The sequence below is a fragment of the Cellulosimicrobium composti genome (assembly GCF_009711085.1).
Lineage (GTDB): Bacteria > Actinomycetota > Actinomycetes > Actinomycetales > Cellulomonadaceae > Cellulosimicrobium > Cellulosimicrobium composti.
Genome location: NZ_WMKA01000001.1, coordinates 39,228 through 52,000 on the forward strand (window position 1 = coordinate 39,228; position 12,773 = coordinate 52,000).

Sequence of the window (12,773 nt, forward strand, 5' to 3'; positions counted from 1 at the left end):
TGCGGCCGGGGCGGCCCGACGCACGGACCCGACCGTAGCCGAAACGTGACCGGGGGCGAAACCTCCCGAACGTCCCGGAACGCCCGCGCCGAGAGGAGCGGTGCGCGCCCGCGTCACCACGCGCCGTACACCGCGACCGAGGTCGCAGCGAGCCGCGCGCACACGTCGGCGAGCGGCAGCCCCACCACGTCGGCGACCGTACGCACGGTCGTGGGGAGCACGTACGGCGCGTTGGGTCGGCCGCGGTACGGGTGCGGCGTGAGGTACGGCGCGTCCGTCTCGACGAGGACCTGCCCGAGCGGCACCGCGCGCAGCGCGGCCCGGAGCTCGTCGTTCGCGCGGAACGTCACCGGGCCCGCGAAGGACAGGTACCAGCCCTGCTCGGCGCAGAACCGGGCCATCGCGGCGTCGCCCGAGTAGCAGTGGAACACCGTGCGCTCGGGGGCGCCGTCGCGCGCGAGCACGTCGAGCACCTCGGCGTGGGCGTCGCGGTCGTGGATCTGGAGCGCGAGCCCGAGCTCCTTCGCGAGCGCCACGTGCGCGCGGAACGCCTCGCGCTGTACGGCCTCGCCCCGGGCGCCCGTACGGAACAGGTCCATCCCCGTCTCGCCGATCGCGCGCACGCGGTCGTTCGAGCGCGCGATCGCGGCGATCTCGGCGATCGCGTCTTCGAGCGGGACGTCGTGCTGGGGCTGCGGGTCCGGCTCCAGCCCGTCCGGGCCGACCTCCCGCACGCCGCCGTGCAGCACCGCCTCGTTCGGGTGGATCGCCACCGCCCCGAGCAGCCTCCCGACCCCGCCGAGCATGTGGTCGTCGCCCGTCACGACCTCCGGACGGGCGGTGACCCCATGTTCGGCGGACGGCGCGCCGCGCAGCAGGGCGTCGGTCCACCGGGCCGCGTGCAGGTCGCACCCCACCTGCACGACGCGGTCCACCCCCGCGGCCGCCGCACGCGCGAGGTGCTCCGCGACGCTCGGCACCGGCTCCCCCTCGGGCAGGACGTCGCCGATCGCGTCGAGGTGCGTGTGGTTGTCCACGACCGGGACCGGCAGCGGCTCCGGGTCCGGCGGCCACCCCCGCTCACGCTGCTTCGCCACGGTCAGGCGGTCTCGCGCAGGCGGTCGAGCTCCTCCTCGACGATCGAGTCGTCGAGCTTGGTGAACACCGGCGTCGGCTTCGCGACCGGCGTCCCCGGCACCACGGCCCTCGGCTCCCACGTCGCCAGGCCCTCGGCGCGGTAGTCGCCCGTGATGACCGGGTAGTGGCGCGAGTCGTCGTCGAGGTCGGTCACCTCGTCGATGCGCGGCTGCGGCGCGAACGTGCCCGTGCCGCCGAACGCCTCGTGCACCTTCTGCGCCGAGTGCGGCAGGAACGGCGACAGGATCGTGTTGAGGTCGCTCACCGCCTGCGTCACCGTGTGCAGCACCGTCGCCAGACGGTCCGGGTCGGTCTTGAGCTTCCACGGCTCGGTGTCCGAGACGTACTTGTTGACCTCGCCCACCGTCTTCATCGCCTCCGCGACGGCGGCGCGCTGGCGGTGCGTCGCGATGAGCTCGCCCACCCGGCCGAACGCGGTCGTCGTCGTCGCGAGCACGCCCTCGTCGATCGGCTGGCGCTGCCCCGGCTCCGGGATCGCCCCGAAGTTCTTGTGCACGAGGTTCGCCGTGCGGTTCACCAGGTTGCCCCAGCCGGCGACGAGCTCGTCGTTCGTGCGGCGCTGGAAGTCCGCCCACGTGAAGTCCACGTCCTGCGTCTCCGGCCCGGCCGACGCCACGTAGTACCGGAACGCGTCCGGCTGGTAGCGGGCCAGCATGTCGCGCACGTAGATGACGACGCCGCGCGACGAGGAGAACTTCTGGCCCTCGACGTTGAGGAACTCGCTCGACACGACCTCCGTCGGGAGCTGCAGGTTCCCGTACGCGCCCGGCTCCCCGCCCCGGCTCCCCCGGCCGTCGTAGCCGAGCAGCTCGGCCGGCCAGATCTGGGAGTGGAACGTGATGTTGTCCTTGCCCATGAAGTAGTACGACCGCGCCTCGGGGTCGTTCCAGAACGCGCGCCACGCGTCCGGGTCGCCGCTGCGGCGCGCCCACTCGATCGACGCCGAGAGGTACCCGATCACCGCGTCGAACCACACGTACAGGCGCTTGCTCGAGTTCTCCTCCCACCCGGGCAGCGGGACCGGGATGCCCCAGTCGATGTCGCGCGTCATGGCGCGCGGGCGCACGTCGTCGAGCAGGTTGAGCGAGAACTTCAGGACGTTCGGGCGCCACGCGGTGCGCGTGCGCAGCCAGTCCCCCAGCGCGTCGACGAACGCGGGCAGGTCGAGGAAGAAGTGGTTCGACTCGACGAACTTCGGCGTCTCGCCGTTGATCCGGCTGTGCGGGTTGATGAGGTCGATCGCGTCGAGCTGGTTGCCGCAGTTGTCGCACTGGTCGCCACGCGCGCCGTCGTACCCGCAGATGGGGCACGTGCCCTCGATGTAGCGGTCCGGCAGCGTGCGGCCCGTCGACGGCGAGATCGCGCCCATGGTCGTCTGCTCGACCATGTACCCGTTCTTGTGGACCGTGCGGAACATCTCCTGCACGACGGCGTAGTGGTTGCGCGTCGTGGTCCGCGTGAACAGGTCGTACGACAGCCCGAGCTGGTGCAGGTCCTCGACGATGACGCGGTTGTACCGGTCCGCGAGCTCCTGCGGCGTCACGCCCTCCTTGTCGGCCTGGACGAGGATCGGCGTGCCGTGCTCGTCGGTGCCCGAGACCATGAGGACGTCGTGACCCGCCATGCGCATGTGCCGGCTGAAGACGTCCGACGGGACACCGAAACCTGCGACGTGGCCGATGTGGCGCGGCCCGTTGGCATACGGCCACGCCACGGCCGAGAGGATGTGGGTCATGGTGCCCGATCCTAGTCGGCCCGCGCGTCCGCCCGCGGGGCGTCTCGTGCGAGGAGCGCGGCGGTCGCGGGCCCGAGCGGGAGCGGGCGCTGCTCAGTACCAGTTGGTGGCCTGCGAGTGCGACCAGGCGCCGCACGGGGAGCCGTAGACCGAGGCGATGTAGTCGAGGCCCCACGCGATCTGGGTCGCGGGGTTGGTCGCCCAGTCGGCGCCCTTGCTCGCCATCTTCGAGCCGGGCAGGGACTGCGGGATGCCGTAGGCGCTCGACGTCGGGTTGTCCGCCGTCGGGTTCCAGTTGGACTCCTTGGTCCACAGCCTCTCCAGGCAGGTCCACTGCGAGCCGGTCCAGCCGCGCTCGGCGGCCATGGTCTGCCCGATCGTGCGGGGATCCTTCGGGCGCTCCTTCGTCCCGGTGACGACGACCTCGTCCACGGGAGCGGTCGTGACCTCCTCGGAGAGCTGCTCGCGCGACTCCTCGACGCCGTCGACGAGCGTGACCTCGAACGTCGTCGTGGTGACGCCGTCCTTCCCGGCCTGGGCGACGGCGGACTCGTCGGTGTACCTCGAGTCGTCGGGCTTCGTCACCGTCTCGTGGGCGATCGGCGTCGTGGTCTGCTGCTGCTCGACGACGACGCGCTGCACGACGAGCGAGACCGTCGGCGCGCCCGGCTCGGGCGCCTCGACGCGCTGGACGCTCACGCGGTCGAGGTCGGAGAGCTCGATGCCCCGCTCCTCGAGGATCGCGGGGACGCCGATGCTGCCGTCGGGGGCGACGGTCGTCTCGCCGTCCGCGACGACGTTCACCGGGCCGTCGGTGTCGAGGCGCAGGTCGAGCGACGCGCGCTCGCCGGAGCGCGACGCGACGAGGCGGACGTCGCCGCCGCGCTCCGCGAGGCTCCGCAGGGCCTCGTCCGCGTCGAGCGCGGTGAGCCAGACGTCGGACTGCTCGCCGTCGGTCTGGACGGTGACCTTCTTCGCGAGCCGCACGACGACGTCGTCACCGTCGTCGATGGCCGAGCCCGGGTCGGGCGCGACCTGGTCGCGTGCGCCGACCTCGACGCCCGCGGCGTCGAGCGCGCCGGCGACCGAGCCCGCGAGGGTGCTGACGGTCGTCACCTCGCCGTCGACGTCGATCGTCACGGTCTTGTTCGCCTCGCCGTACGCGACGGCGCCGGAACCGACGAGCGCGACGGCGGTGGCCGCGGCGACGATCGACCAGCGGCGGCGGCGCGTGGTGCGCTGCGAGCGCGCAGAGCGGGCCGCGCGCCGGCTCGGCGTCGGGGCGTGGGTCGCGGGGGCGGGCTCGGGCGAGGTGTCGGCGTCGCCGTTCTGGGGCGCGCCGAAGCGGGAGAAGAGCTGCACTGAGGATCCAGTCGTCGGGGGTCCCGGGCACGGGGGTCGACGGCGCGCACGCACCTCGGGCGCGCCGCGCACCGCTCGCTGCGGCTCGGGCGCACCCGTTCGACCAGCCGATCCGGCCGTCCTGCGGCCACCGGCGCCTCCTGGGCGCTCGTCACGAGCCGCGCCTCGCGGCCGTCCATACACCTGTCCCCGGTGAGCGGCTACGCGAGACACTCGACCGTAACCGATTCGTTATCGGGCTCCAAACCGGCAGGTCAGCCCGCCGGCGTCACGGTCACACGCAGCAGGCGGTCGTCACCGTCGCGGGGGTCGCCGCGCCCGTCGGTGTTGTTCGTCAGCACGTACAGCGCCGCGCTCCCGTCGTCCCCGAGGGGCGTGGCCGGGTCGACGAGCACGGCGCGCAGCCGCCCGCGGTCCGTGAGCAGCGCCTGCGGCGCCCCGAACGCGTCGGCGGACGCGCCGCCGTCGGCCGACGCGAACGGCACGCGCCACAGCGTCTGCCCCCGCAGCCCGGCGAGGTAGGCGGCCTCGCGCGTCACCGCGAGCCCGCTCGGCGACGCGTCCGACGTCGCCCACGTCGTCACCGGGTCGACGAACCCGGCCCCCGCACCGCCCGTGCCCTCGACCTCGGGCCAGCCGTAGTTGCCGCCCGGCACGACGACGTTGAGCTCGTCGAACGTGTCCTGGCCGAACTCCGACGCGAGCATGCGCCCCGTGACGTCCCACGCGACGCCCTGCACGTTGCGGTGCCCGAGGCTCCACACGCGCGACGCGGGGTCGGGGTTGCCCGGGGCGGGCGCACCGTCGACCGTGACGCGCAGGACCTTGCCCGCGAGCGCCCCCGGGTCCTGCGCCGCGCCGCGCTGCTGCGCGTCGCCCGTCGTCACGTAGAGGAAGCCGTCCGGGCCGAACGCGAGCCGGCCGCCGTCGTGCGTCGAGGCGGCCGGGATGCCCCGGACCAGGGGCGTGAGCGCGGACAGCTCGCGCCCCGTCAGCGTGCCGCGCAGCACCTCGTTCCCGCCCGGAGCCGTGCGGTAGAGGAAGACCTCCCCGGGCGCCGCGCCGTCCTCGGGCCCGACCGCGACCCCGAGCAGCCCCGACTCCCCGCGCGCGACCGTGCCGTCGCGCAGGTCGTCCGCGCCCGGCCCGGTGACCGGCTCGACCGCGCCCGTGGCTGGGTCGACGACGACGAGCGCGCGCTCGTCGCGCAGCGAGACGAGCAGCGTCCCGTCGGCGAGCGCCGCGAGCCCCCACGGGGCGGCGAGCCCGGTCGCGACCTCGGCGACGTCCACGCGCACCTCGGGCACGACGACGAGACCCGGCTCCGGCGACGGCTCCGGTGCCGGCGGCGCCGTCCCGGGCGACCCGGTCGGCGCGTCGGTGGTGGTCGTAGCCGACGGCGTCGGGCCGGGTCCCTCGCCGCCGTCGCCCGAGCACGCGGCGAGCAGCGCGACCACCGCGACCGCCAGGACCGCGCGGCGCACGGACGACCGACGGGCGGACGTGGAAGGCGTGGTCGAGCGGTGCACGGTCGTGGTGCGCACGGTCGAGCGCCGGGTGAGCATGCGACCATCGTCGCCCGGCCCGCCGGGCGCCGCACCCGTCACACCCTTTCCCCCAGCGCGACCCGACGTCCGCCCCCGCGCCCGGCGCGGCGCGACGTCGAGCCCGGGGAGGACCTCTACTGCAGGCGGGTGAGACCGCGCTTGAGGCCGCGGACCGCCTGGCCGATGCGGTGCTCGTTCTCGATGAGCGCGAAGCGCACGAACTCGTCGCCGCCGGGGCCGAACCCGACGCCCGGGGACACCGCGACGTCGCACTCCTCGACGAGGTGCGTCGCGAACTCGATCGAGCCCATGTCGCGGTACGGCTCGGGGATCCGGGCCCACGCGAACATCGTGCCGCCGGGCTTGTGGATGTCCCACCCGATGCGCTGCAGGCCGTCGTAGAGGGCGTCGCGCCGGGACTCGTACACGGACGAGATCTCCTGCGGGAACTCGGTCGCCTCGTTGAGCGTGACCGTCGCGGCGATCTGGATGGGCTGGAACGTGCCGTAGTCGAGATAGCTCTTCAGCTTGGCGAGCGCCCCGACGACGTCGCGGCGCCCCACGAGGAACGCGACGCGCCAGCCCGCCATGGAGAACGACTTCGTCATCGAGTACAGCTCGACCGCGACCTCGCGCGCGCCGTCGCACTCCATGATCGACGGCGGCCGGAACCCGTCGAACGTCATGTCGGCGTACGCGAGGTCGTGCACGAGCACGACGTCCTTGTCCCGCGCCCAGTCGACGAGGCGCTGCAGGTCCTCCTTGGTCGCGACCGTCGTCGTCGGGTTGTGCGGGAACGACAGCACGACGACGCGCGGCTTGGGCCAGCCGAGCTCCCACGCCTCGATGATGCGGTCGATGTAGCCCGCGGCGTCGGTGCCGTCGCCGATGGGGACCTGGCGCGCGTCGGCGCCCGCGAAGTAGGGGCCCCAGATGTGGATGGGGTAGCTCGGGGTGGGGACCAGCGCGACGTCGCCCGGCTGCAGCAGCACCCACATGAGGTGGCTGAAGCCCTCCTTGGCGCCGATCGTCGAGATGATCTCGGTATCCGGGTCGAGGCTCACGCCGAACCTACGCTGGTACAGCCCCGCCACGGCCTCACGGAGCTTCGGGATGCCGCGCGACGCGGAGTACCGGTGGTTGCGCGAGTTCTGAGCGGCCTCGGCGAGCTTGTCGACCGCGACCTGCGGGCTCGGCAGGTCCGGGTTGCCGAAGCCGAGGTCCACGACGTCGCGCCCCGCTCGGCGTGCCTCGATCTTGAGCCCGTCGATGATCGTGAAGACGTAGGGCGGCAGACCGGGGATCCGGCGGAACTCCATCGCAGTGCTCCAGCTCTGTGCGGTGCGCCCGGACGCGGGGTGCGCACGGGTCGCGGGTCTCGCAGGGTACGCCTGCCGCCCGACGACGCGGCGGCGCGTCTCGCGACCGCCCGGGGCCGGTCAGCCCGTCAGCCCGACCAGCCGAGGTTGCGCGCCATGCGCTCGAGCGTCGCCACCGTCCGGGCGTACTCCTCGCGGCTGATGCCCTCCGCGATCCGCTCGCGCGACAGCGACACCGCGTCGAGGAGGTCGTGGTACGCGTGGTTGCCCGCGACCGTCACGGACAGCGCGCCGTCCGCGCCGCGCGCGACCCAGCCGCGCCGCACCAGGTCGTCGATCTCCGCCGCCACGGCGCTCGCGCCGCCGTGCCCTGCGCCCCCCGCCCCGGTGAAGGGCGACAGCACACCGTCGACGCTCGTCTCCTCGCTCACGCCGTCCCGGATGGTGTTGAGCACCTGCCAGTGCCGACGCGTGAGGCCCGAGTGGTGGAAGACGCCGTCGAAGCTCTCGTCGATGAGCCGGTCCACGAGCTTGAGCCAGTAGCCGATCGGGCGCTCGGGCGCGGTGTCGGGGGTGGTCGTGGACGGGGCGTCGTCGCTCATCGGAGGCCTCCCGGTGGTGCGCTGGTCTCGGGAGTCCACTGTGGCACCCGCACCGCGGGCGCGCCCGGCGGCCCGGCCCGCCGCGCTCCCCCACGACACCCCGTGCGGTGGCAGAGTGGACGCATGAGCGAGAACACCCCCGGACCGCGCCGCGCCCTCCTCGTCGTCGACGTCCAGCCCACGTTCTGCGAGGGCGGCGAGCTGGGCGTCGAGGGCGGGCACGCCGTCGCGCAGCGCATCGCCGACCACGCGCGCGACCACCGCGACACCTACGCCCTCGTCGTCACGACGCAGGACTGGCACGTGGACCCGGGCGAGCACTGGAGCCCCGACCCTGACTTCGTCGACACGTGGCCGCCGCACGGCATCGCCGGCTCGCCGAACGCCGAGCTGCACCCGGCGCTCGCCGACCTCGCGCCCGACGCGAGCGTGAAGAAGGGCGAGTTCCAGGCCGCGTACTCGGGGTTCGAGGGGGTCGACGTCGACGGCACGCCGCTCGCCGACATCCTGCGCGCGGCCGGGATCGAGGCGGTCGACGTGGTGGGCATCGCCGAGTCCCACTGCGTGCGCGAGACGGCGCTCGACGCCCACCGGCTCGGGCTCGACACGCGCGTCCTCACCGACCTCACCGTGCCCGTGACGCCCGAGCTCGGGGCCGCGGCGCGCGAGGCGCTCGCGGCGGCGGGCGTCGCGCTCGAGGCGAGCGACGTCGTCGGCCGCTGACGCGCAGCTCCCCCTGCACCGCACCGGTACGGTGCGCACCGGCACGGCGCTCGCGGCCTCAGCGCCCGCGGGCCTCGACGGCCGCGGCGTAGAGGTCGCGCTTGGGCACGCCGGCCCCCGCCGCGACGTCGGCCACGGCCTCCTTGAGCCGCTCGCCGCCGTCGACGCGCGCCAGGACCTGCGGCACGAGCTCCGCGAGCGGCACCGGGCCGCGCGGGGGCGCGCCGCCGACGACGACGCAGATCTCGCCGCGGAGCTGCTCCGCGGCGGCGCGCTCCGCGAGCTCGCCGAGCGGGCCGCGCAGCACCTCCTCGTAGGTCTTGGTGAGCTCGCGCGCGACGGCGGCCGCCCGGTCGGCGCCGAACGCGTCGGCCATCGCGGCGAGCGTCTCGGCCACGCGGTGCGGCGCCTCGAAGAACACGAGGGTGCGCGGCTCGTCGGCGAGCGCGGCGAGCGCGCGCGACCGGTCGCCCGCCTTGCGCGGCAGGAACCCCTCGAAGCAGAAGCGGTCGGTCGGCAGGCCCGAGAGCGCGAGCGCGGTGAGCACCGCGCTCGGGCCGGGCGCCGTCGTCACGGGGACGCCGCGCTCGACGGCGCGCGCGACGACGCGGAAGCCCGGGTCGGACACGCTCGGCATGCCCGCGTCGGACACGACGAGCACGGTCCCGCCCCCCTCGACCACGTCGAGCAGGTCGTCGGAGCGGTCGGACTCGTTGTGCTCGTGGAAGCTCAGCACGCGGCCCCCGACCTGCACGCCGAGCCGGCCCGCGAGCGCGTGCAGGCGCCGCGTGTCCTCGGCCGCGACGACGTCGGCCTCCGCGAGGAGGCGTCGCAGGCGCGGGCTCGCGTCCTCCGCGTTGCCGATCGGGGTGCCGCCGAGCACCAGGTGCCCGGCCTCCCGGGCGGGCTCGCCCGCCGGTCGGGTCGGGTCGGGGGTCGGGGCGGAGACGTCGGGGCGGTCGCCGGGCGAGGAGGGCATGGCTCCCAGGGTTCCACACGCCCGTGCCCCTACGATGGCCTGCGTGTCCCAGCCGCCCGCCGACGCGCACCCCGGGCCCCGGCCCGCGACCGACGTCTCCGACGACAGCACCGCGGCGCCCGGCGAGGTGGCGACGGCCGACACGACGGCCGACGCTATGGCCGACACGGCGACCGACGCGACCGCCGGCGCGACCGACCCCCTGACGGAGCCCGTCGAGGACGCGCCGGGCCTGAGCCACCGCGAGCGCCTCCTGGTCGCGCTGCTCGGCCCGCGCCGGCTCGCGCTCGGCGCGACGGCGCACGACCGCCTGTGGGGGTGGCTCGGCGTCGCGGTCGTCGCGGCCGTCGCCGCGGTGCTGCGCCTGTGGGACCTCGGCCGACCGGGCACGCTCGTGTTCGACGAGACGTACTACGTCAAGCAGGCGTGGACGCTCCTGCGGGCCGGGTTCGAGGCGAACTGGCCGGAGGAGCCGAATCCGGCGTTCGAGGCGGGCGACGTCGACTCGTTCCTCCCGACGGCGGACTACGTGGTCCACCCGCCGCTCGGCAAGTGGATGATCGCGCTCGGCATGCGCGTGCTCGGCGGCGCCGAGAACCCGTGGACCTGGCGGCTCGCGTCGGCGCTCGTCGGGGTGCTCGCCGTGGTGCTCGTCGCGAGGATCGCGCGGCGCCTGTTCGCGTCGACCGCCATGGGGGTCGTCGCGGGCGCGCTCCTGGCCGTCGACGGCGAGGCGATCGTGCACTCGCGCACGGGCCTGCTCGACAACATGCTCATGATCTGGGTGCTCGTCGCGTTCGGGTGCCTGCTGCTCGACCGCGAGCAGGCCCGGCGGCGGCTCGCCGAGCGCTGCGGCGCGATCCTCGACGCGGGCGGGCGCATCGGCCGGTACGGCCCCGGGCTCGGCTGGCGGTGGTGGCGGTTCGCGGCGGCCGTCGCGCTGGGCCTCGCGTGCGGGGTGAAGTGGTCGGGCCTGTACTTCCTCGCGGTGTTCGCCGTCGTGTCGGTGCTGTGGGACGCGACGGCACGCCGGACCGCGGGGGTCGGGCGCTGGTGGGAGGACGCGCTCGTGCGCGACGCGGTCCCGGCCGCGCTCGTCATGCTCCCGACGGCGGCCCTCGCCTACCTCGGCGCGTGGACGTCGTGGTTCCGCTCCCCCGGCGCGTACATGCGCCAGTGGGCGCTGGACAACCCCGGCGAGGGCGTCGCGTGGCTGCCGCCCGCGCTGCGGTCCCTGTGGGAGTACCACCTGAAGATGTGGGACTTCCACAACGGGCTCACGTCCGAGCACACGTACGAGGCGCACCCGCTCGGGTGGATCCTCCAGTGGCGGCCGACGTCGTTCTACTGGCGCTCCTACGACCCGGGCGAGGCCGGGTGCGAACTCGAGCGGTGCGCGCGGGCGATCACGTCGATCGGCAACCCGGTCCTGTGGTGGACGGCGGCCCTCGCGATCCTCGTCGCGCTCTACGCCCTCGTGCGGCTCAAGGACTGGCGCGCGCTCGCCGTGCTCAGCGGCATCGTCGCCGGGTGGGCGCCGTGGTTCCTCTACGCCGAGCGGACCATCTTCACGTTCTACTCGATCGTGTTCACGCCGTGGGTCGTGCTCACGCTCGTCTACGCGATGACGCTCGCGCTCGAGCGCACGGAGCACCGCGCGGAGGCACGGGCCCGCGTGCGGACGTGGATCACGGTCCTGCTCACGACCATCGGCGTCGTCAGCGTCTTCTACTACCCGATCTGGACCGCGTGGCAGGTGCCGTACTGGTTCTGGCGCATGCACATGTGGTTGCCGAGCTGGATCTGACGCGTCACCACTCGACCTGCGGCGACTCGTGGAACGCGTTCCCCGCCCGGCGCCACGCGTGCGCCTCGCGGGCCACGCGGCGGCGGTAGTCGTCCCAGTCCTTGCGGTCGGCGGCCGTCCACGCGACCTCCGCGACGGCGCTCAGGCGCGGCAGGAGCATGGTGAACAGCGCCTCCGGCGTAGGGATGCGCTCGGTCCACACCGCGGCCTCGACGCCCTCGATCGTCTCGGCCGGCAGCCCGGGCACGGCGTCCTCGGGCTCCCAGTCGTAGGAGTCGCGGACCTCGACGAGGCCCGCCCACTCCTGGCCGAACGGGAAGTCGGCCGTGTACTTCATGTCGAGGTACACGCGGTTCGCGGGCGACAGGATGACGCGCGCCCCGGCCTTCGCCGCGTCGACGAGGTACGTGAGGTCCATGGGGTGCGTGTCCCAGTACTGCACGAGCGTGCCCGGGCGCAGCGGGGCCTTGGCCGCCTCCTGCCACGCGACCGGCGTCTTGCCCGCCTCGACCACGAGCCGCTCGCACAGCTCGACGAACCGCGCGTACTCCGCCGGCTCCATCTTCAGCACCTCGTCGCCGCCGAAGTGCACGTGCTCGCCGTCGGTCGCGCGGGCGAGGTCGGTGAAGACGTCGCGCAGGAACGGCTCGGTGGCGGGCAGGTCGAACGTGAGGCGCGAGAAGCCGACCTCGATCCCCGAGTACGCGTCGGTCGGGACGCCGTCGGGCATGAGGTCCCCGTACACGTGGGTCGCCGCGTTGATGTGCCCGGGGACGTCGATCTCGGGCACCACGCGCACGAACCGCTCGGCCGCGTGGTCCTGCAGCGCGCGGAACTCGGCGAGCGACAGGTGGCCGCCCGTGCCGCCGGACGTGTCGGTCCCGGAGGAGAGCTTGGCGAGCTCGGGCCGCGACGGCGACTCGATGCGCCAGCCCTGGTCGTCCGTGAGGTGCAGGTGCAGCACGTTGAGCTTGTACGACGCCATGACGTCGATCACGGCGCGCAGCGCGTCGAGCCCGAAGAAGGTGCGCGCGACGTCGAGGGACAGGCCGCGCCACGCGTAGCGCGGGGCGTCGTGCACGACGACGTGCGGCACCCGGGCGGGCCCGTCGCCCGGCGTCTCGACGAGCTGGCGCAGCGTCTGGGCCGCGTGGAGAAGCCCAACGGGCTCCGCCGCCGTCGCCGTGACCCCCGCGGCGTCGACGACGAGGCTGTAGCGCTCGGCGCTCGTGGAGCCGGCGGGGCCGGCCTGCTCGTCGAGCCGCAGCACGAGCGCGGTCGCGTCCGCCGGCGCGACGCCGGACGCCGGGTCGTCGTGCGTCGCGGTGACGCCGCCGACCGCGCCGAGGAGCTCGGCGACCCGGTCGCCGAGCCACGGCGCCGTCTGCTCGAGCCCGAGCGCGTGGACCGCGAGGGCCGCGACGGGCAGGTGCCCGTCACCGGGCTCGACCTGCAGGGGCTGGGGAATGACCGCGACCATCGGGCACCTTCGTCGTCTGGGGAGGATCGAAACGATTCGGCTTTTGCAAGCACCACACCCT

10 protein-coding genes are annotated in these 12,773 nt (G+C 74.4%); 2 read left to right on the top strand and 8 right to left on the bottom strand.

The window, feature by feature from the left end:
* Nucleotides 1-113: 113 nt before the first annotated feature.
* The 6 genes from GJV82_RS00185 to GJV82_RS00210 all read right to left on the bottom strand — a co-directional run bounded on the left by GJV82_RS00185 (nt 114) and on the right by GJV82_RS00210 (nt 7,723).
* Nucleotides 114-1,097 carry a TatD family hydrolase gene (locus GJV82_RS00185; RefSeq protein WP_318657109.1) on the bottom strand — a complete coding sequence of 328 codons (984 nt, stop codon included), beginning with the start codon at nt 1,095-1,097 and terminating at the stop codon, nt 114-116.
* Nucleotides 1,098-1,099: 2 nt separating this feature from the next.
* Entirely contained in the window at nt 1,100-2,893 is a 1,794-nt protein-coding gene (gene metG, locus GJV82_RS00190) for a methionine--tRNA ligase (RefSeq protein ID WP_024841224.1), read from the bottom strand.
* A 93-nt stretch (nt 2,894-2,986) separates the two neighbouring features.
* Nucleotides 2,987-4,255 (bottom strand): aggregation-promoting factor C-terminal-like domain-containing protein, encoded by a 1,269-nt coding sequence (locus GJV82_RS20565; protein ID WP_318657110.1) that lies wholly within the window; start codon nt 4,253-4,255, stop codon nt 2,987-2,989.
* A gap of 254 nt (nt 4,256-4,509) precedes the next feature.
* On the bottom strand, nt 4,510-5,820 hold the full coding sequence (locus GJV82_RS00200; RefSeq protein ID WP_155097829.1) for a PQQ-dependent sugar dehydrogenase: 1,311 nt from the start codon (nt 5,818-5,820) through the stop codon (nt 4,510-4,512).
* Between the two features lie 116 nt (nt 5,821-5,936).
* Entirely contained in the window at nt 5,937-7,121 is a 1,185-nt protein-coding gene (locus GJV82_RS00205) for an aminotransferase class I/II-fold pyridoxal phosphate-dependent enzyme (RefSeq protein WP_024841227.1), read from the bottom strand.
* A gap of 128 nt (nt 7,122-7,249) precedes the next feature.
* On the bottom strand, nt 7,250-7,723 hold the full coding sequence (locus tag GJV82_RS00210; protein ID WP_155097830.1) for a MarR family winged helix-turn-helix transcriptional regulator: 474 nt from the start codon (nt 7,721-7,723) through the stop codon (nt 7,250-7,252).
* Between the two features lie 123 nt (nt 7,724-7,846).
* On the opposite strand from GJV82_RS00210, the gene GJV82_RS00215 reads away from it, so the two are divergent.
* Entirely contained in the window at nt 7,847-8,446 is a 600-nt protein-coding gene (locus tag GJV82_RS00215; protein ID WP_024841229.1) for an isochorismatase family protein, read from the top strand.
* A 58-nt stretch (nt 8,447-8,504) separates the two neighbouring features.
* Here GJV82_RS00215 and rsmI read toward each other — a convergent pair whose 3' ends face one another.
* Nucleotides 8,505-9,425, bottom strand: coding sequence for a 16S rRNA (cytidine(1402)-2'-O)-methyltransferase (gene rsmI / locus GJV82_RS00220; protein WP_155097831.1), 921 nt, complete (start codon nt 9,423-9,425; stop codon nt 8,505-8,507).
* A gap of 34 nt (nt 9,426-9,459) precedes the next feature.
* On the opposite strand from rsmI, the gene GJV82_RS00225 reads away from it, so the two are divergent.
* Nucleotides 9,460-11,232, top strand: coding sequence for a dolichyl-phosphate-mannose--protein mannosyltransferase (locus tag GJV82_RS00225; RefSeq protein WP_155097832.1), 1,773 nt, complete (start codon nt 9,460-9,462; stop codon nt 11,230-11,232).
* Nucleotides 11,233-11,236: 4 nt separating this feature from the next.
* Here the strand turns inward: GJV82_RS00225 and GJV82_RS00230 are convergent, their stop codons facing one another.
* Nucleotides 11,237-12,712, bottom strand: coding sequence for a family 20 glycosylhydrolase (locus GJV82_RS00230; RefSeq protein ID WP_155097833.1), 1,476 nt, complete (start codon nt 12,710-12,712; stop codon nt 11,237-11,239).
* Nucleotides 12,713-12,773: the final 61 nt, after the last annotated feature.

Coding starts and splice junctions, on each gene's coding strand:
- metG (WP_024841224.1), bottom strand. CDS start 2,893: ATGACCCACATCCTCTCGGCCGTGGCGTGGCCGTATGCCAACGGGCCG.
- GJV82_RS00200 (WP_155097829.1), bottom strand. CDS start 5,820: ATGCTCACCCGGCGCTCGACCGTGCGCACCACGACCGTGCACCGCTCG.
- GJV82_RS00205 (WP_024841227.1), bottom strand. CDS start 7,121: ATGGAGTTCCGCCGGATCCCCGGTCTGCCGCCCTACGTCTTCACGATC.
- GJV82_RS00210 (WP_155097830.1), bottom strand. CDS start 7,723: ATGAGCGACGACGCCCCGTCCACGACCACCCCCGACACCGCGCCCGAG.
- GJV82_RS00215 (WP_024841229.1), top strand. CDS start 7,847: ATGAGCGAGAACACCCCCGGACCGCGCCGCGCCCTCCTCGTCGTCGAC.
- rsmI (WP_155097831.1), bottom strand. CDS start 9,425: ATGCCCTCCTCGCCCGGCGACCGCCCCGACGTCTCCGCCCCGACCCCC.
- GJV82_RS00225 (WP_155097832.1), top strand. CDS start 9,460: ATGGCCTGCGTGTCCCAGCCGCCCGCCGACGCGCACCCCGGGCCCCGG.
- GJV82_RS00230 (WP_155097833.1), bottom strand. CDS start 12,712: ATGGTCGCGGTCATTCCCCAGCCCCTGCAGGTCGAGCCCGGTGACGGG.